The sequence below is a fragment of the Stappia sp. BW2 genome (genome assembly GCF_008107695.1).
In the GTDB taxonomy this organism is placed as follows: Bacteria; Pseudomonadota; Alphaproteobacteria; order Rhizobiales; family Stappiaceae; genus Roseibium.
On sequence record NZ_VIRG01000070.1, the window covers coordinates 633,166 to 650,826 of the forward strand.

The 17,661-nt window shown below is 58.3% G+C and carries 18 protein-coding genes; 10 read left to right on the forward strand and 8 right to left on the reverse strand.

The annotated features are described in order from the left end of the window. Positions 1 to 598: 598 nt before the first annotated feature. Positions 599 to 1,510, forward strand: coding sequence for an imm11 family protein (locus FMN63_RS21830; protein ID WP_148586253.1), 912 nt, complete (start codon positions 599 to 601; stop codon positions 1,508 to 1,510). Positions 1,511 to 1,630: 120 nt separating this feature from the next. On the opposite strand, the gene FMN63_RS21835 is transcribed toward FMN63_RS21830, so the two are convergent. Together FMN63_RS21835 and FMN63_RS21840 are read right to left on the reverse strand one after the other, a co-directional pair. Next, positions 1,631 to 2,784 (reverse strand): IS3 family transposase gene (locus tag FMN63_RS21835; RefSeq protein ID WP_502706273.1). Its coding sequence is split into 2 segments (ribosomal slippage): positions 1,631 to 2,493 and positions 2,493 to 2,784, totalling 1,155 coding nucleotides; the frame shifts between segments, so codons are not numbered across the junction. Between the two features lie 85 nt (positions 2,785 to 2,869). Continuing rightward, positions 2,870 to 3,772: a LysR family transcriptional regulator gene (locus FMN63_RS21840; protein WP_148586255.1), complete on the reverse strand. Its 903-nt coding sequence runs from the start codon at positions 3,770 to 3,772 to the stop codon at positions 2,870 to 2,872. A gap of 91 nt (positions 3,773 to 3,863) precedes the next feature. Here FMN63_RS21840 and FMN63_RS21845 point away from each other — a divergent pair, with 91 nt between their 5' ends. Together FMN63_RS21845 and FMN63_RS21850 are read left to right on the forward strand one after the other, a co-directional pair. Next, on the forward strand, positions 3,864 to 4,880 hold the full coding sequence (locus FMN63_RS21845; protein WP_148586256.1) for an NADP-dependent oxidoreductase: 1,017 nt from the start codon (positions 3,864 to 3,866) through the stop codon (positions 4,878 to 4,880). A 74-nt stretch (positions 4,881 to 4,954) separates the two neighbouring features. Further along, positions 4,955 to 5,257 carry a putative quinol monooxygenase gene (locus tag FMN63_RS21850; protein WP_148586257.1) on the forward strand — a complete coding sequence of 101 codons (303 nt, stop codon included), beginning with the start codon at positions 4,955 to 4,957 and terminating at the stop codon, positions 5,255 to 5,257. A gap of 157 nt (positions 5,258 to 5,414) precedes the next feature. Here FMN63_RS21850 and FMN63_RS21855 read toward each other — a convergent pair whose 3' ends face one another. Next, on the reverse strand, positions 5,415 to 6,197 hold the full coding sequence (locus tag FMN63_RS21855; protein WP_148586258.1) for an inositol monophosphatase family protein: 783 nt from the start codon (positions 6,195 to 6,197) through the stop codon (positions 5,415 to 5,417). A gap of 614 nt (positions 6,198 to 6,811) precedes the next feature. On the opposite strand from FMN63_RS21855, the gene FMN63_RS21860 reads away from it, so the two are divergent. Beyond that, positions 6,812 to 7,864 carry a 2,3-butanediol dehydrogenase gene (locus tag FMN63_RS21860; protein ID WP_148586259.1) on the forward strand — a complete coding sequence of 351 codons (1,053 nt, stop codon included), beginning with the start codon at positions 6,812 to 6,814 and terminating at the stop codon, positions 7,862 to 7,864. A 246-nt stretch (positions 7,865 to 8,110) separates the two neighbouring features. On the opposite strand, the gene FMN63_RS21865 is transcribed toward FMN63_RS21860, so the two are convergent. Continuing rightward, positions 8,111 to 8,950 carry a LysR family transcriptional regulator gene (locus FMN63_RS21865; protein WP_148586260.1) on the reverse strand — a complete coding sequence of 280 codons (840 nt, stop codon included), beginning with the start codon at positions 8,948 to 8,950 and terminating at the stop codon, positions 8,111 to 8,113. A gap of 96 nt (positions 8,951 to 9,046) precedes the next feature. On the opposite strand from FMN63_RS21865, the gene FMN63_RS21870 reads away from it, so the two are divergent. The 3 genes from FMN63_RS21870 to FMN63_RS21885 all read left to right on the forward strand — a co-directional run bounded on the left by FMN63_RS21870 (position 9,047) and on the right by FMN63_RS21885 (position 11,346). Next, on the forward strand, positions 9,047 to 9,358 hold the full coding sequence (locus FMN63_RS21870) for a hypothetical protein (protein WP_148586261.1): 312 nt from the start codon (positions 9,047 to 9,049) through the stop codon (positions 9,356 to 9,358). Positions 9,359 to 9,472: 114 nt separating this feature from the next. After that, positions 9,473 to 9,880, forward strand: a complete 408-nt coding sequence (locus FMN63_RS21875; RefSeq protein ID WP_148586262.1) for an MAPEG family protein — start codon at positions 9,473 to 9,475, stop codon at positions 9,878 to 9,880. Between the two features lie 449 nt (positions 9,881 to 10,329). Next, complete coding sequence (locus FMN63_RS21885; protein WP_162530095.1) at positions 10,330 to 11,346, forward strand: GGDEF domain-containing protein; 1,017 nt, start codon at positions 10,330 to 10,332, stop codon at positions 11,344 to 11,346. A 110-nt stretch (positions 11,347 to 11,456) separates the two neighbouring features. Here FMN63_RS21885 and FMN63_RS21890 read toward each other — a convergent pair whose 3' ends face one another. After that, positions 11,457 to 12,362 (reverse strand): LysR family transcriptional regulator, encoded by a 906-nt coding sequence (locus tag FMN63_RS21890; protein ID WP_148586265.1) that lies wholly within the window; start codon positions 12,360 to 12,362, stop codon positions 11,457 to 11,459. Between the two features lie 127 nt (positions 12,363 to 12,489). Between FMN63_RS21890 and FMN63_RS21895 the strand changes: the two genes are divergently transcribed. Continuing rightward, positions 12,490 to 13,395 (forward strand): alpha/beta hydrolase, encoded by a 906-nt coding sequence (locus FMN63_RS21895; protein ID WP_205514221.1) that lies wholly within the window; start codon positions 12,490 to 12,492, stop codon positions 13,393 to 13,395. A 147-nt stretch (positions 13,396 to 13,542) separates the two neighbouring features. On the opposite strand, the gene FMN63_RS21900 is transcribed toward FMN63_RS21895, so the two are convergent. Both FMN63_RS21900 and FMN63_RS21905 read right to left on the reverse strand, forming a co-directional pair. Further along, positions 13,543 to 14,022: a GNAT family N-acetyltransferase gene (locus FMN63_RS21900; protein ID WP_148586267.1), complete on the reverse strand. Its 480-nt coding sequence runs from the start codon at positions 14,020 to 14,022 to the stop codon at positions 13,543 to 13,545. 254 nt (positions 14,023 to 14,276) lie between these two features. Further along, on the reverse strand, positions 14,277 to 15,164 hold the full coding sequence (locus FMN63_RS21905) for an AraC family transcriptional regulator (protein ID WP_148586268.1): 888 nt from the start codon (positions 15,162 to 15,164) through the stop codon (positions 14,277 to 14,279). A 162-nt stretch (positions 15,165 to 15,326) separates the two neighbouring features. Between FMN63_RS21905 and FMN63_RS21910 the strand changes: the two genes are divergently transcribed. Further along, entirely contained in the window at positions 15,327 to 16,142 is an 816-nt protein-coding gene (locus tag FMN63_RS21910) for an SDR family oxidoreductase (protein WP_148586269.1), read from the forward strand. A 140-nt stretch (positions 16,143 to 16,282) separates the two neighbouring features. Here FMN63_RS21910 and FMN63_RS29910 read toward each other — a convergent pair whose 3' ends face one another. Then, positions 16,283 to 16,414, reverse strand: a complete 132-nt coding sequence (locus tag FMN63_RS29910; RefSeq protein WP_286192727.1) for a hypothetical protein — start codon at positions 16,412 to 16,414, stop codon at positions 16,283 to 16,285. 161 nt (positions 16,415 to 16,575) lie between these two features. Here FMN63_RS29910 and FMN63_RS21915 point away from each other — a divergent pair, with 161 nt between their 5' ends. Further along, a complete protein-coding gene (locus FMN63_RS21915) occupies positions 16,576 to 17,553 on the forward strand; it encodes a metallophosphoesterase (protein ID WP_148586270.1) in 978 nt (325 codons plus the stop codon). Positions 17,554 to 17,661: the final 108 nt, after the last annotated feature.

The window sequence follows — 17,661 nt, forward strand, 5'->3', positions numbered from 1 at the left end:
ACTTAAAGCTTTCTCTGAAGACGACAGTACTAGGTTGATTTATCCGGATTTCCTCCCTGGTAGGTTTTATGCGCTGCCGAAAAGCCGGCTGACGCCTGAATTCGTTGAGGCGCTTAGAGACAATTTGCAGGCAGCTGATGCGCCCCGGCGATAGCGTGAACAGTGGAACATACAGAGATCCGATCACTGACCGAAACGTCCGGCTCTGGCGCAAACCGGGGATCCTTCAACCAATTCCGGATCATATATCAGCTGCCGTTTTGGATTGAAGCGGGCTTGCCGCGGTACAGCAATCCCGGTCCTGACCTTGGCTGGCGCCCGATCGCCTCAATCGTCCCAGATCGGTCATTCATCTGCTGATATGCAGCCTCGGCGCAGCCCGCCAAAGCCATCATTCGCTGCATCCTATAGTCGGCTTACCATCAGATGGAGGCAATGCGGACCAAATCACCGTGTGCTTGCGCGGCAGTAATGGCCGACCGTGTACCCGGCTGTAAGATCGCGGTGCCTAACCTGGATCGGACCCGCAACACGGTGAAGATGTTAGGGCGCGAGAGGAGCAAAAAGACTCTACCCTGAAGACCAGGGCCGCGAGCCTGTGGGCCATTTCAAATCCCCAATCTGGAATTCTTCCATTGCTCTTTCTGCGGAAGTTATTGAAAATTCTGGTGCATCAGGCATTGCGCGCCTTCAGGTCGCCGCCGGTCTGCTCGGACTCCTTTGCGGGTCGCAGTTCAGCCAAGCGGCTTGGGGAGCGCAATCCTCAAATTGTAGTGCCGCCAAGCTAGCAGCAGGTGGCGCGACAACCGTTGGAGGGGCTTTTGCCGATCAGGCAAAGCCTTCCTTCTCAAATGCCAGGAGTGCCTTCATGAATGATACAATCTGGTACAGCTGTACCCTGCACGTAGAAAACCTTTCCATGCCGTTTCGCTACGATCCGGCATTTGTCGATGGCAAGAAACTAATGTCCGCCAATAATCGGAATTGGTCCGGGGAAGTTTTGCCGTCTGAAGTTTTTCCTTCAAAACTTGTAGAGATGCATGAAGAAGATCCTGAGTACAGGATTGAAAAAAAGAAACAGCTTTCGAACCTGCCAGATGTATTTGATAGCTCAGAGATGGTTGTTTCAAAAAATGTCTTGAATGTATTTGATAAATTTGACATGGGGAAAGCACAATTTCATCCAATATCTCTTTATTCAGACGATGGAAATTTGTTGTCTGACCATTTCTTCATCTGGAATTTTGGAAATATAAAAGAAACAATATTACCGGATGCGTCTAAAAATTTGGATGAAAATCGACTTAGTACCGGCACAACTTACCGTCCTCCAATGCGTGGTCTCGAAGGCTATGTTGCGGTCACGGCTGATGCCTTGGATGGTCCCAGTATTTGGGTCGATCCGCGCGTAAGGCGAACCTTATTTGCTACCGGCCAATTGGTTGAATCGCTCAATGCGGCCGGGCTGGACAAGTATTTCCAATTTCGACAATGCAGAATTGTCAGCTGAAAAGGGCTTAGCTCATGGCTTCTTCCGCATATCCGGGGCAAGGGGAAAGCGAACACGCGATTTCTCAGTCGGTCTTTGATGTAAGCTACTCCCCGATCATTGGACAGTTTTCGGCATAAATTAAGCTACTGTCTGCATCTGCTGGTCGGGTTGGTTTTGATTGATTGCCTGCCAATAGATCACGGCGGGCGGTTTGCCGCCAAGGGCGGAGTGCGGGCGGTGGTGGTTGTAGAAGGTCATCCATTTTCGAATACCGGCCCGGGCCTGTGATCCGCTCTCCCAGGCGTGCAGGTAGACGCACTCGTATTTGAGCGTGCGCCACAGCCGCTCGATGAAGATGTTGTCAAGGAACCGGCCCTTGCCATCCATCGAGATGCGAACGCCCATCCGTCGCAGCCGGTCGGTCCACGCGAAGGATGTGAACTGGCTGCCCTGGTCGGTGTTCATGATCTCCGGGCTGCCGAACTTGTGAACCGCCTCATTCAGTGCCTCGACACAGAAGTCAGCTTCCAGCGTGTTCGAGATGCGCCAGGCCAGCACCTTGCGGGTGAACCAGTCGATGATTGCGACCAGATAGAGGAACCCGCGGCGCATCGGCAGATAGGTGATGTCCGCAGCCCAGACATGGTTCGGTCGATCCACGCGCAGCCCCTTCAGCAGATACGGCCAGATTTTGTGCCCCTTCGCCGGCCTTGATGTGTTGGGCTTCTGGTAGATCGGCATCAGCCCCATGAGCCGCATCAGCCGACGAATGCGTTTCTCGTTTACACGATGGCCCTCGTTCTTCAGGTGCCAGGTCATCTGACGGACGCCGAAGAATGGTGTCTCCAGGAACTGCTCATCGATCTGGCGCATCAGGGTGAGATTTATCTCGGTCTCGCCTTTCGGCATGTAGTAGAACGACGAGCGGGAGATCGACAGCAGCGCGCACTGCTTGCCGACCGACAGGGCCGGATGACCCGGCTCGGCCATGCCGCGTCTCACTTCACGCCCCAAGGCTTGAGCTTTCGTGACAAAAAATCGTTGGCGACGGCAAGCTCCCCGATCTTGGCATGGAGCTCCTTGACCTGATCCTCATCGATCTCCGGCTTCCGCCGGCCTCCGCGCTCAAACACCCCCGAGGCGCCATCAAGCAATGCACGCTTCCACTGATGGATCATCGTCGGATGAACACCGAACCGGCTGGCCAGTTCCGAAACCGTCTCCTCGCCTTTCAACGCTTCCAAGGCCACCTTCGCCTTGAACTCCGGCGAATGCTGTTTCCGCTTCGACATCCCTGATCTCCTTCTCGTCGAAGACCAGAAGACAACAAATCGTAGCTTACGTCAGTGTCCGATTTCCGGGGAGTAGCTCAGACTGTCACGTTGCTTCCGTCAGCATGTCCAGGAAGGCGCGTACAGCCGGGTTCGTCCGGCGGTTCTGCGGCCAGACGGCCGTGATGTTGTGACGTTCGACCGCAAAATCGGAAAGAACGGGTACCAGTTCTCCACGCTTGACCCAGGGTGCCACCATGAAGCTTGTCGCCATTCCGATGCCGGCTCCCGCCGCGACGGCAGAAATCACGGCCTCGCTCGCATCGACGACGATTGCAGATGGCGGCACGATCTCGACATCACGGCCTCCGATCCGGAACGGCCAGCGGAACAATTGGCCGCTGCTCTGATAACGCAGGTTTACCGTCTCGTGAGACTGAAGCTCGTCAGGATGACTGGGCGTGCCTGTCGCAGCCAGATAGTCCGGTGAGGCATAACAGCAGAGCCGCTGCGGCGACAGTTTCCGTGACAGGAGACTTGAGTCGGGAAGGTCACCTATGCGCACGGCAAGGTCGATTCCCTCTTCGATCAAATCCACCTTGTGATCGCTCAGTCTGAGATCGATCGAGACCTTCCGATGACGTGCGCGAAAGCCCGGAAGCAAAGGGGCGATGACGTGAAGCCCGATCGGAAACGAAGCCGCAATGCGCAAGGTGCCGGCAGGATCGGACCGGGCAGCCTTGGCGGCCTGTTCGATCTCCTCGGCATCGCGCAGCAGCTTGAGCGCCCGTTCGTGCAGATCGCGGCCCTCATTCGTGAGGGTGATCGAGCGTGTGGTGCGGGTGAAGAGCGAGACACCGAGTTGACGCTCCAAACGCTGGACACTCTTGCTGATCGCCGAGGGCGAAACGGAGAGCGCGCGCGCGGCGGCCGTGTAGCTGCCCAGCGAGCCGGCGCGGGCAAAGGCGATAAGGCCGGTCAGGCTTTCAAATCCAATTTGTTCCTTCATGGCACTATTAAGGCGAATTGAAGGACCATTATCAATCTGTAAGCAAGCCTATACATCCGGTCAACAAAATCAGAAACGGAAAGAGGTTCCCATGACCGAGATGATGAAAGCTGTCCGACTGCATGAATTTGGCGGTCCGCAGGTGCTGCGCTACGAGGAGGCGCCGCGACCGGTGGCCGGTACAGGAGAGGTACTTGTCCGCGTGCATGCGGCAAGCCTCAATCCGCCGGACCTTTACCTGCGGGATGGCTACCGGGCGCTTCCGCCCGAATGGCGGCCCAGCCCGGTCTTTCCGCTGATCCTCGGCACGGACATCTCCGGTGTCGTCGCAGCGCTCGGAGAGAATGTCTCGGGTTTCAGCGTTGGCGACGAGGTTTTTTCGATGGTGCGTTTCCCGCATGATCTCATGACCGGCAGCAATGCCTATGCCGACTATGTCAAGGTTCCGGTCTCCGACCTTGCGCTCAAGCCTGCAGGCATCGACCACATTCGGGCGGCCGGTGCCCCGATGTCCCTGCTCACGGCGTGGCAGTTCCTTGTCGAACCCGGTCACGACGCACCGAACCCGTTCCAGGATTTCGACCATGCGCCGATCCCGCTTGAAGGAAAGACCGTGCTGGTCAATGGCGCGGGCGGCGGCGTCGGTCACCTGGCAGTTCAACTCGCAAAATGGAAGGGGGCTCATGTCATCGCGGTCGCTTCCGGCAAACATGAAACTGTGCTGCGCGATCTCGGCGCTGATGCCTTCATCGACTACACCAGACAAGCTGCAGAGACCACCGCACCAGATGTCGATCTCGTCATCGACGCTGTTGGCGGGCCCGGCATGGAACGCTTCCTGAGCCTGATCAGGAAGAATGGCGCGCTCTATCTGGTCAATCCACTTGGCTTTTCCGGCCATGAGGAGGCTGCAGGACGCGGGATCACCGTTTCAACGGCACAGGTGCGCTCCAACGGCGCGCAGTTGGCTGAAGCCGGACGCCTGCTGGATGACGGGACGATCCGGGTCGAGATCGACAGTGAGTTCGCGCTGTCAGAGGCCTCTGCTGCCCATCAGCGGGCACTCGAAGGCGGCATCCAGGGCAAGATCGTTCTCATCGCCAGATAAACGCGCAACCACTCTGAAATCTGCTCCCCCGATTGTAATCCGGTCGGGGAGAGCCAAACAGGAGGAAAACTCCCATGTTGATCGTAACCGGATATATGTATGTCGATCCTTCGGATCTGGCGGAGTTTACTGCGGATCTGGCATCACTCGCGGTGGCGACGCGCCAACGTTCGGGCAACCTTTCTTATGACGCTGCCGTTGATGATGCCAAGGCTGGTCGATTGCTCATAGCGGAACGCTGGGCCGACCAAGCCGCACTCACAGCCCATCTTGAAGCTGAAGACACGGAAGCTTTCATCGTAAAGTGGCGCGGAAGAATGCAGGGCGAGATCCGCAAGTATGATGCATCGAACGAACGTGGCCTTGCCGAAGATTGATCTCTTGCCACACGGTCATGTCATCTATGTGAGCAGTGGAAATGCCGCCACCCAGACCGATCTGCAGCGTTTGTTTAAGCGGGCCGTTTCGATGCGTGTGAGACGGATTCCCACGTCAACGCCTTCATCAGCCGCCAGTCCGGGATTATGCGGCAGGTCAGCGAGTAGGTGATAGCTTGTCCAGAACCACCGCATGGAGTTCACGGGAAGCGGATGCAACAATAGCCCCGCTGGACGCTAGGGACAGGGGGTGGCCCATCCAATCGGTGATAGTACCACCGGCCTCCTGCACCACCGGGCACAGAGCGCAGATATCGTAGGCGTCGAGATCATCTCCGTTCAAGCAGATATCGATCAGTCCACGGGACAGAGCCCCGTAGGCTGGAGCGCCACCATCGAAAACCCTGACACGTCCCATTGATCGCAAGCTTTGGAATCCGGTGGCGCTCTTCTCGCGGAAACTGTCAGGGTTGGCGAGGCTGATGACGGACTTGGCCAGATCAACTTGGCCACTGCTTCTGATGGGACGTCCGGCAAACACTGCGCCTTGACCCCGCGCCGCGATGTAGCGTGCTTTCGGAATAGGCAGATCAATGATCCCCAAAATAGGCAGGCCGTCACGGCACAAACTGATCAGCGATGCATAGTTTAGCAGGCCTGCTCCGAACTGGCGCGTACCATCGATTGGATCGAGCACCCAAGTGAAAGCGCTGCTTCCCGCATCAGAACCGTATTCTTCGCCCAAAATTCCGTGAGTGGGAAACTGCCGCCGTATTTCCTCTCTCCACCTCACCTCAATGGACAAGTCGGCAGGCGTCAACGATGAGCCGTCCGGCTTGTAGCTTACAGCGAATTCGCTACTCCAAGCTTCAACAGAAAGATTGGCAGTCGCGTCCGCGAGGTTCAAAGCCGCCTTCACCAGGCAATCAAGTTCGGACATGTATCACCTTGTAAAGGGTTCTTGATAACATCCTGAGAATAACAGCTAAGTGACGTGGAATGGCTTGGAGCCGAACTCCGGTGCCGCAACACTGATCGCAGGAAACAATTTTGTGCCAGCGTCGTTCAGGGCCCAGTGCCGCCATTCGGAACGTATGCGGCGAACGGCTGGTGTGGCTAGTCGGTTGCGCGCACCCGACTGACACGTTGCGCGGCGTTGCGTTTGCAACATGCTGCACTGCGTAAGCGCCCAGTAGAGAGATTTTCGTCAGATTTGGGTGGTGGAGACACGGTTTGTTTCGCCACTGTCTGCTCATCACGTTGCTGATGAGGAGGAAACGCAATGCTCGACTCGACAGTCACCGCGCAGGTGCAAGAGACGCTCGACAGCCTGAACACCGCGCTGTTTGCCACCGACAGCGACTGACGCGATCTGGTTGCCGTGACATGGAACCTGACGACGGTGAAGGGTTTGGACACCCCGGTCCACGGCCTGCAAGAGGTACATCACCTGTCGTGATGCCCTGACTGGGCCGCGCCCCCTGATGGCGCGCCTAAGCGCCCGGCATCGTCCTCCTGCCGGGCGCACCCTTTTAGTTACATTGGAGAAAAGAAATGAAAGCAGCACGTTGGCATGGCGTAAAGGATATTCGCGTCGAAGATATCGCCGAACCGACCCCCGGCAAGGGCGAGGTGAAGGTCAAGGTCGCCTGGACCGGGATCTGCGGCAGTGACCTGCATGAATATCTCGCCGGGCCGATCTTTGTCCCCGTGGACGAAGACCATCCTCTGAGCCACGACAAGGCTCCGATCACCATGGGGCACGAATATTGCGGCACCGTGACGGAGCTGGGCGAGGGTGTCACCGGGCTTGCGCTTGGCGACCGCGTCGCCATCGAGCCGATCTTTGCCTGCGGCGAATGCCCGGCCTGTCTCGAAGGCAAGTACAACCTGTGTGACAGCCTCGGCTTCGTCGGCCTGTCCGGCGGGCACGGCGGGTTCGCCACCCATAGCGTGGTGCCCGCCCGTATGGTGCACAAGATGCCCGAGGCGCTGTCGATGGAGCAGGGCGCGCTGGTCGAACCCGCCGCCGTCGCCCTGCATGCCGTGCGCCTGTCCAAAATCAAGGCCGGTGACAAAGCCGCTGTTTTTGGTGCGGGTCCCATCGGCCTGCTGGTGGTGGAATCTTTGCGCGTCGCCGGCGCGTCGGAGATTCACGTTGTAGAACCCTCGGAAGTGCGGCGGCAAAAGGCGCTGGATCTCGGCGCGACCTCGGTGATCGACCCGACCGCGACGGACGCGGTCTCGGCGATCCGCGATGCAACGGGCGGGGTTCATGTGGCCTTCGAAGTGACCGGCGTGCCTCAGGTGCTGCCGCAATGCATCGACGCCACCCGCCACGAGGGGCAGGTTCTGGTCGTGTCGATCTGGGAGAAAGAGGCCTCTTTCCAGCCCAACACCATCGTGCTCAAGGAACGCCAGTTGCAGGGCACCATCGCCTATCGCAACGTCTATCCGGCGGTCATGGCGCTGATGACCCAAGGCTATTTCAGCGCCGATCAACTGGTCACCAAGCGGATTCCCCTGGATGACATCGTCGCGGAAGGGTTCGAGGCGCTTGTCGCGGAAAAATCCCATGTGAAGATCCTGGTCGAAGCCCCCGACTGACCTTCCGCCGCTCGGAAAATCCGGCCGCTCACATACGAAAGAGCGGCCGGAGGCCCCACATCGATACGCAGCGCGACAAGCCCCACCGGACACCGGAACTTCGTCGCGACATCCGTGTGGCGTCAATTTCCGGATCGTTGAATCCAGGAACCGAAATTGACACCTGTGGCTTACCGAGGACGAGGAGTGCAAGCTTCCTGTAACTCATCTGCGCATGCTGCTATTGCGCCACCAAAGTGCAAGGGTTCATTGTTCGGACAGTATCGCCTCGAGGGTCCGCATCGTCCGGGTCGTCCTGGTGTCGTGGCGCTTGATGAGCGACGTCGTGGAGACCGACATGGCGTCGTCGAGCGGTGCGAGCGCCAAGGTGTCGAGCGCATTATAGGTCCTTACCGCGCTTTCGGGCGCGATCGCGAACCCCATTCCGGCACCGACGCAGCCGAGGATGGTGTCGAGCGCGCCGAAATCGCGGACCGGCGTGTCAGCTCTGCCCTTCTGGCGAAGCCAAGTCTGGGCCGCTGCCCGGTAGCTGCACCCGTCACTGAAAGCCAGCAACACCCTGTCGGATGCGCCGGACGCTGCGGTGACAACCACCAGGGTTTCCGTGAAGACGGGGACGGCGTGGAAACGGTCCGGATCGACATCGCCGACGACAAGCGCCGCATCGATTTCCCGTGTCCAGACCTTTCCGCTCAGAACGCCTGAGGAGCCGGTCACAAGGCGCAGTTCGGCCTTCGGCGCCCGGTCCGCAAGCGCACGCAACACTGGCGGCAGGCGGCTTCCCGCTGTGGTCTCAAGGGCGCCGAGACGCAGAGGCGCCGCTTCGCCGGAGGCGTCGCGAAGATCCGAACGCACCGTCGCGACGTGCGACAGGATTTCGCGCGCCTGGGGCAAAAGCCGTTCGCCCAATGGCGTCAAGCGCGCACCTGCTCGCCCACGCTCGAAAAGGACGCCGCCAAGATCCTCCTCGAGCTTCTTGATCCGCTGCGTGATGTTCGACTGGACTGAATGGAGTCGCGTGCTCGCAGCTGAGAAGCTGCCGCCGTCTGCGACGGCAAGGAAGGTCTGGAGTTGTATTAGATCCATCTATCTCATTTAGAGAATTAAAATCATCAATTCAATCATTATTCCTGCGAGTATGTCCATGCTAGGCCTTGGGGTGCAATGAGAGGGACCCATCCGATGCCGACGCATGCCACCCGCAACAAAGCCGCCGAACACCCGCCCGGCGTTGCCACGGCCGTGGCGGATGCTGGCGGCCTTGGCCTGAGCGGCGCTGGCCATGGAGATGAGGAATGGTTGGCGGAGATCTTCGAGAATGCCGGCAATGCGCCGTTTGGTGTCAGGGGCATTCCATGGGCTGCTACCGGGACCCCCGCGCGGAACCTGTCCTGCCTGATGGCCGGGCTGCCCCCGCTCATCGTGACCGGCTGGGATCTCGGGCTTTCGCCCCAGGTGCAGGCGGCATGGTTTCGCGATCAGGCCATCGCCTGAACCGTCACCTTTCCCGTCTTCGTTTCGCCGCACCGAGACTGCGGCACGTCCTCGAAGGCTGCCCCTTGCGGTCATGCGAACCCTTCAACCGAACTCCGAAAGGAACCTCACCGAATGCCTGCCATCGACATGAGCCAGCCCGACGCCTTCTGGCTCGCGCTGTCCGTCATTGCCGTTGCCCTCATGTGGGTGCCGCATATCTTGCAACTGATCGCCCAGGAGGGGCTCGTCACCGCCATCTGGGATCCGACACGCGAAACGCCGCACAAGGCCGCCTGGGCCGTTCGGGCACGGCGTGCTCACGGCAACGCGGTCGAGAACATCGCGGTTTTCGCCCCCCTCGCGCTTCTCGTGCTGGCGACGGGCAACTCCTCTGCTCTCACCGCTGCCGCGGGCGCGGTGTTCTTTTTTGCGCGGCTTGTGCACTTCGTGTCCTACACGCTGGCAATCCCGGCGCTGCGCGTGATCGCTTTCCTTGTCGGCTGGGCCGCGACGATGACCTTCGCCCTCGCGCTGTTTTAGGTCGTGGATCCGCGACCAGATGGCGGTGAGGGCCAGTCGATGAAGCCGGAGCAAATGGAGATTGACCGGCTGCGCAACGAAGTCGCGAAGCGCAAGTCGGAACGCGACATTTTACAAATGGCCGCGGCCCCAGCGCCCGGTCCCGGCACGATGAGGTGCTGGCCGAGGATCTTTTCTGCGGACTGCTTGAACAGTGAACAGGGCATACGAACACAGCTGGTTACGAGACAATTACGACCCCCGGAAATCTTTGCGACAAGCCCAGTGTTACTAATATGTCTCATGGTTGCTGATGGGAGACAGTGGTAATTTTCACCAAATACTGGCTGCAAAATAATGGTGCTACACTAAAAGGGCGTTTTTATTAGAGAGTTATCTCAATCAGTGAGGACGACGTCTGCAATATGGACCCTATCGGTATTTTGCGTTCGCAGAGCACATCATCCCACTTGCACCCCGACGATGATTTTGGTCTCGGCAACATAATCGCGATGATGCAGCACTCCGCTGCCCTGATCGGGGTCTATGATGAGCAGGAACGCCTGCGATTTACCAACGAGTCCTTTCGCAAAGCCTACTACATACTCCCTGGTGAGGACCTGTGCTGGCAACAGCTGATGAGGCGGAACTTTGCCGCCAAGCGCGGCACGATCATCCAGTCGGATGACATCGATGCCTGGATCGCGTCGGTCAGGTCTCGACGTGGCAAAAACAAGGTCAGAACCTACGAAAGTGATCTACACTGCGGCGCCTACATCTGGGTGACGGAAACGATGCTGCCTAATGGGTGGATCATTTACGTCGGGACGGATGTCTCGGAATTGCGCCAGTCAGAACGCTGGCTTCGACAGGCTCGGGACGAAGCCGTCCGCGCCTCTTCCACAGATGAGCTGACGGGTGTTTCCAATCGCAGGCATATAATCTGCCAACTGGAAAGAATGCTGCCTTCCAGACCGGAAAAATTGCATAAGCCCAGCGAAGTCGCTGTCGAGGCGGGCGGAACCGTCGGCTTGCTGGACATCGACCATTTCAAGAAGATCAACGACACCTATGGTCATCAGACAGGTGACGAAGTTCTGGTCACCTTCGCCAGAGTTGTTCGAGAGACGATCAAGCTGCGTGATGCCTTTGGGCGTTTTGGCGGAGAAGAGTTCCTGATCCTGTTTCCCGGACAAAGCGTAAAGGCCGCCAACGCAACAATCGAACAGCTTTATGAAGCCATTTCCCAGGTTCGCCCGGTCAGGAATGCGCCTGACCTGATGATATCATTTTGCGTCGGCCTTACGCCTATCTTGACCAGCGATGATACATCCAGGATCTTTTCCAGATGCGATGCGGCCCTCTACGAAGCCAAGGAATGTGGACGCAATCAACTGAAGGTTTTTGGTCAGTCTGACGTTGAGCAGGAAAGTGGGCGACAGACCCCGTTCGCAAGCTGTGATGGGCGGCAGACACTGGAACAGTAGCGGTTGGTCCCGACGGGACTTTTCCTGAAGCGGCAACTTTTTTCAGATCATCCGTTCGTAGTGATTGTCCGAAAGTTGCCCGATCCATACCGTTGCTTATAGCCCGTTCATCAACGGCGACGTGTCTCAGCCCATTCAGTCGACATCAGGTCAACAAGGCAGCGTACCTTGGCAGGCAGGTAGAGCTTGCTGGAATAGACCGCCTGGATTGGCACGCTTTCGGTTTCGTGTCCCGAGAGAACTTGTTCCAGACGTCCATCGACCAACGCTTCCTGCACAAGGAAGCTCGGGAGGTTGATGATGCCCACGCCGGCAATGGCGGCGTCTCTTATCGCCTCGCCACTGTCGAGCCGCAACCGAACACGGCCACTTATGCTTGCCCATGACCCGTCGTCATCGCGAAAGCGCCAAGGATGCCGCCTGGTCTCGCTGCGGAACACCACGCAGTCGTGCGACAGCAGATCGTCCGGCTTCTCAGGCCGTCCGCGCAGGTCGAGATAGGACGGTGCGGCGCAGAAGATCCCGACATGGTGGGCGACCACACGTGAGATCATCTGGGAATCTGGGCTTCCAATCCCGATGCGCACGGCGAGATCGTATCCACCGTCCACCAGTTCCTCGACACGGTCGCTGAAACTGACATCCACGCGCAGGTCGGGCCATTTTGCCATGTAACGATGCAGGAGCGGCAGCACGTGCAGCCGTCCGAACGCAGTTGGCACGGTCAGGCGCAGCAGGCCGCTGGGTGTTCCGCGGTCTCCGCCAATGATCGCGTCGGTCTCCTCCAGAAGATGCAGAATGCGCTTGCAGTGATCGTAATAGAGCTTTCCCTCGTCGGTCATGCTCAACGCACGCGTCGTCCGGTTCAACAGCCGGGTCCCCAGGCGCTTTTCTGTGCGGGCAATTGCCTTCCCGACGGCCGACCGCGTCAGCCCGATCGCTCGACTGCCGCCGATGAAGCTACCGGCATCCACTGTGGCCACGAAGGCCCGTATCTCTTCCACGCTGGCAGTCATCGTGCATCTCCGCTGGCACCATAGACGGGAAATTAGTTCCCGAATATTTCCATTATAGAGATCAAAATTCTCTAGTCGAGGTGACAGGAGACGCAACACTTAAAGGTTCAAAATGCCCTTTTCTCCCATGGTTCAAGAACGTATTGCCGCTTGGAACGAAGCTTCCGCCTCCTTTGGTCCTCTTCTCCTTGAGGGGGAGGGGGATTGGGAGGCAGCGCGCACCCACTATCTGGACGTGCTATCCGCTCACCCAACGCCTGAAGGCGTCACGATCAGCCATACCAACATGGGGGGCGTGCCCGGCACCGTGGTTACGCCTGACGAGGTCGAGAGCGGGCGTACGCTCCTCTACATCCACGGCGGAGGTTATATTGCCGGAAGCCCGGCCGGGTATCACGGGCTCGCCGGGCATTTCGCGAAGCTCCTGAAGGCCGTCGTCTATATGCCGGACTATCGCCTCGCGCCGGAGCATCCGTTCCCTGCGGCAATCGACGACACTCTCGCGTCCTATCGATGGCTTCTGGAGGAAGGGAACCGCGCTGATCGGATCATGTTCGCGGGCGATTCCGCAGGGGGAGCCATGGTCGTGACGGTGATGGTCGCTACCAGGGATGCCGGTCTTCCCCTGCCGGCCGCCGGGGTCGCCATCTCGCCGTGGGCCAATCTGGAACATACCGGTGCATCCATGACCACACGCGACGGGATCGATCCCACTGTCAGCCTGGCTGGTCTTGATCTTATGGCTGCCGCCTTCCTTCAGGGGGCGTCGAAGGCGCATCCTGCGGCTTCGCCGGTGTTTGCGGATGTCGCGGGCCTGCCGCCAATCCTCGTTCAGATTGGGGAGAGCGAAGTGATGCTGAGCGATGCGATCCGCCTCGCGGCCCACCTGGGCGAGGGGCAAGTGCGCGTCTCGCTGGAAATATGGCCTGAGATGTTCCATGTCTGGCACATGTTTGCCTCCGTCCTGCCTGAAGGCGCGCAAGCGTTGCAAAGTGCTCGGGCGTTTCTGGAAACCGCGTTGAGCCAGGAATAACGTCCGCTCCTAGCGGCTGCTCTCCGAAAGAACTTTTCGGAGAGCCATTTTTCTTCCTGAGGCAAGGCGTCATTGACCGTCGAGCACCCGTTCAGCCCCCACTGCGGACAAAGCGGACGTTGTTGCTACAACAAAGCACGTAGGGTGCTATGTGCGTTCTATCGCTCGTCGCATGTTGATGCCTGTCGGCGTAAACCCAGCCGACAGGTACAGGTTCTTTGCAATGCTGTTGTCTGCTGCAACACGGAGCCGAAATTCGGCAAACTCGGTTTCTGAGAACCACTCATCCAACGCTGCCAATGCAAGACGAGCAAACCCTTTTCCCCGATAAGGCGGCAGGATGGAAAAGTCGCTGATGAACACGGTTTGATTTTTCGCGTTCGGCTGGCACCAAAGATACCCGATCGGGGCGTCCGCATTTTCGGTTCTTGCGACGATGCACAACAAAACCTGACCCGGCGTTTCGACGCCCTGCTCAAAGCTTTCGGCAACCGTCTGTGCAGCTTGTTTCGTGGCTGTCTGGATGTCCACGTCATAATTTGCAGAGATTTCAGTGGCATAATCCGGAACGAAATAATCGACATAGCCCGGAAACTCGTCAGATCTCATTTTCCGAAGCTCAACCATCCTTGTGCCAATCTCCTGTCAAATGAGCGTGCCGTAGGGAGCAACGTTCGTGATGAAAACCGGACTACGTGCCGCACGCTCGATGGTCAAGTTCAAAACAAACCGCTGATACGCTGCTGCGGTGCGGTCCGCCGAAGCCGCCGTTCCTTGCATTTGCGAAGACGGGTGGCCGCCAGATGCCAGGATTGCGGACAATCCTGCTGCTCGATTTCCAACTTTCAAGGTCCGCTTTCGCACGCATAAGCGCAACAGAACTATCCGAGAGGTTCAAGCTCCCGATCCTGCCGCGGTGATCTTCCAAATTTCCGGGAGTACTCCCGCGAGAATTGCGCTGAGCTTTCGTAACCCACGCCAAATGCGATCTCGGAGACCTTTGCTCGGCTCGTCCTCAGATCATCCCTGGCTTTGAGAAGGCGCAGGTCTTTCTGATACTGGAGTGGGGATGTTCCTGTCACGGCCTTGAACTGCTCGAAGAAGGCCGAGTTGCTCATACCGACGCGGCGAGCGAGATCACTGACGACGATGGCGCCGGACAGATTCGATTGGATATCGCGCGTGGCCAAGAAAATGCGGCTTGCCGTGCTTTCGTGCCAGAGTAACCTTTGCAGCACGGGCGCTTGCGGCCCGATCAGGAGCCTTGCATGGATTTCCCGGGACGTGATCGGGGCCAGGAGTTGACGCGTCTCTTCAGCTTCGCACTGAAAGAAGTACCGAAGAAGAGCCTCATCCAAGGAAGGGGCGGTGTCACACTGGCAGATCGAGAAGGGGTCAGACGACGCCCCCGAAGCCGGCAACACAGCAGGGGCCAGGGATCGCAACAGGTCAAGGTCGAGCGGAAAAACCAGGGCTATGTAGGGGCATTCGGGCGAGGCTTCGGTTATGCGAGAGACCACGGGCAGCGTATGGCTCACAATCAGTGATTGTCCTGCTCGCACTGTTATCGTTTTGGTATTTGACCCAACTTGCTTTGCGCCTTGCAGAATGAGGCACAGCAAAGGCCGGTAAACCGTTGCGCTCAAACCAGTGGTCGCGTGGTGCCGTAGCAGGTGCGTACCGCTGCTGTTGTCGTGCATCGCCCCTTCACGGACCTCAGCTTGATCCAGCAGCGCCGTAACATGGTTGACCAATCCTGGACGTGTCATGGCGGCCTCCAATCTCTCGCGACTCGAATAGCACTACGCGTTCAAGAACTAAAACAAAACTCGGTTCGAATGGAGAAACAGGCAAGTTTTCCGGAATTTCGAGGAAGATTGGCGAAAAAATCGAGAGTAACGTGACCAAATTTAAGCCATGGGAGACATGACATGAAAACCATACTGATCACAGGAGCCTCTTCAGGCATCGGTGCAGCGACGGCCAGGCATTTTCAGGCCAACGGCTGGAACGTGATCGCCACGATGCGGAAGCCGGATGCTGCGGGTGATCTTGCCGAACTCGACAATGTGCACGTGGCCAAACTGGACGTGACCGACCCGGATACGATCGCCGGGGCCGTTGACGCCGGAATCCGCCGTTTTGGCCGAATTGACGCGTTGCTCAACAACGCGGGCTACGGGGCCTATGGGGCGCTGGAGGCGTTCTCGATGGAGCGCATAAGGCGTCAGTTCGATACCAATGTGATCGGTCTTTTGGAGGTGACGAAAACAGTGCTGCCGCACATGCGGGAAAACCGTGCGGGTACGATCGTCAATATCTCTTCGATCGGAGGGCAGATCACCTTCCCGCTGGGCACGCTCTATCATGGTACCAAATTCGCGGTCGAAGGCCTGTCCGAGGCGCTGCATTATGAACTCGAACCGCTTGGCATCCGGGTTTGCATTGTCGAGCCGGGCATGATCAAAACAAATTTCGGCGGCAGTTCCTTCGATTTTGCCATGGATGAAAGCCTGCCAGACTATGCGCCCACAGCCGAGGCCATGGGGCGCGTCTTTGGCAAACTGGCGTCCAGCCCATCGGCGCCAGAAAGCGTTGCAGACGTGATCTGGAGCGCCATCAACGATACAGGTGACCGTCTACGTTACCGCGCGGGAGCGGATGCCGAGGCGTTGCTGGACAGGCGCAAGGCGCAAGACGACGAGACTTTCATGGGCGGCATCAAAGAGTTGATGCGAGAAGGATAGCGATCCTTCCCAGGGCCCCAGAAATGTTTAGTTGTTGCTGGAAGCCGCAGCTCGGTGACGAATTGCTGGTGCAAGGCCTGCTCTCGCACTCGCTTCGAAGCAGTGTTTCGACGCGATGCGGCATGCTGGTAGTTTGGGCTCTAAGCGGACTTGCGGCGCCACAGCATCCCGATCCGGACCTTGGCTGGTGCCTGGTCGACATAAACGGCCCATTGCTGCCGGTCATCCAACTCGATGTCGCTGCGGTGCGGCCAGTCGCAGGAGATATTCACTGCAACTGCTCAACCAGATAATTCGGCAAGGTCGGCAGCGCGGACGAAGCGGACTTTCACCAGTCAGATCCCAATGTCCGATTACAAAGCTGGTACGTGGTTAAGGCCCGCCAGGGGTCCTTCTGCACCTCGGCTCATTCGATCCAGGCCGAACGTTCGCAATGCGGCCCCACCGCGATCACACAAGCCGCCAGCGATTATGGACAACACTTGAAAATCCGACTACGCCACTGGTATCGCGAAAAAGAAATTGGACTCTGTCATTGGATCATCCCCGGACTTCCGCATCCCATTCCAAGCTCCTCAAGATCGTCGTGATGAATGACCTTCACCTCGTTGCGCCCGGCACACGACGACCCAATATGGACACTACCGCCCGTTTTGCCGTTGCCTTGAGGAGCGCTGCCGCACGGCACGGCGACGCAGATTTGTGCGTCTTCGCCGGGGACATCGCCGACCAGGCCGAGCCTGAGGCCTACCGGCTCTTTGATAGTCTGCGCAGGGCTTTGCTGATCCCTCAATGCGTTACACTGGGTAACCATGACGACCGTAACGTCTACCTGACTTATGCGGAGAACTTCGAGACCGATCCGAACGGTTACGTGCAGTGTCGTAGGGATATCAAAGGGCATTGTGTGCTCGTGCTCGACAGCTCCGAACCGGGACATGAGCGTGGGGGCTTCCCTGCGCCGAAGCTGGCTTGGGTGGCCGAACAACTCGCAAATGCGCGCAGGTCTGGACTAAAGGTGATTGTCATCCTCCACCATAATCCTGCGGCCCTTCAGATGCCTGTCGACACCTATCGTCTCAGCGCACCGAGCGACCTCCTCGCGGTGTTGAAACAAAGCGGTGCTGATATTCTTCAGGTAATCGCAGGGCATTGCCACATCTCGTCGGCGGGCAGCTGGGGAGGCCTCCCCTGCGCCACGCTCGCGGGAAACCATCATCGCGTCGAGCCTTTCCTTCGCGGTCGGACTGGACGCCAGCAGTGTTACGAAGGACCGGCGCATTATGGTGTCGTCGTGTCTAACGGGTCCGACTGTGCCGTCCACTTCGAAGCCTATGTCGGTGAGGCTGACCCAATGGATGGTACGCTTTTTCCGAGGAAGGTGGACCAGGCTTTTGAAGAAGTTGGATGAGCTGCCGTTGGTCGCCGTGGTATCATCGCGCACAAGCGACACTTCCGCTGAAGCCGCCGTTCCATGCATTTTTGCAGCACTGGTCAAAGTGGGCTCTAATCGGACTTG

Bases quoted from the DNA above. Each gene is read 5' to 3' on its own strand.
- FMN63_RS21840 (WP_148586255.1), bottom strand. From the start codon at position 3,772: ATGAAGGAACAAATTGGATTTGAAAGCCTGACCGGCCTTATCGCCTTT.
- FMN63_RS21845 (WP_148586256.1), top strand. From the start codon at position 3,864: ATGACCGAGATGATGAAAGCTGTCCGACTGCATGAATTTGGCGGTCCG.
- FMN63_RS21850 (WP_148586257.1), top strand. From the start codon at position 4,955: ATGTTGATCGTAACCGGATATATGTATGTCGATCCTTCGGATCTGGCG.
- FMN63_RS21855 (WP_148586258.1), bottom strand. From the start codon at position 6,197: ATGTCCGAACTTGATTGCCTGGTGAAGGCGGCTTTGAACCTCGCGGAC.
- FMN63_RS21860 (WP_148586259.1), top strand. From the start codon at position 6,812: ATGAAAGCAGCACGTTGGCATGGCGTAAAGGATATTCGCGTCGAAGAT.
- FMN63_RS21865 (WP_148586260.1), bottom strand. From the start codon at position 8,950: ATGGATCTAATACAACTCCAGACCTTCCTTGCCGTCGCAGACGGCGGC.
- FMN63_RS21870 (WP_148586261.1), top strand. From the start codon at position 9,047: ATGCCGACGCATGCCACCCGCAACAAAGCCGCCGAACACCCGCCCGGC.
- FMN63_RS21875 (WP_148586262.1), top strand. From the start codon at position 9,473: ATGCCTGCCATCGACATGAGCCAGCCCGACGCCTTCTGGCTCGCGCTG.
- FMN63_RS21890 (WP_148586265.1), bottom strand. From the start codon at position 12,362: ATGACTGCCAGCGTGGAAGAGATACGGGCCTTCGTGGCCACAGTGGAT.
- FMN63_RS21895 (WP_205514221.1), top strand. From the start codon at position 12,490: ATGGTTCAAGAACGTATTGCCGCTTGGAACGAAGCTTCCGCCTCCTTT.
- FMN63_RS21900 (WP_148586267.1), bottom strand. From the start codon at position 14,022: ATGGTTGAGCTTCGGAAAATGAGATCTGACGAGTTTCCGGGCTATGTC.
- FMN63_RS21905 (WP_148586268.1), bottom strand. From the start codon at position 15,164: ATGACACGTCCAGGATTGGTCAACCATGTTACGGCGCTGCTGGATCAA.
- FMN63_RS21910 (WP_148586269.1), top strand. From the start codon at position 15,327: ATGAAAACCATACTGATCACAGGAGCCTCTTCAGGCATCGGTGCAGCG.
- FMN63_RS21915 (WP_148586270.1), top strand. From the start codon at position 16,576: ATGCGGCCCCACCGCGATCACACAAGCCGCCAGCGATTATGGACAACA.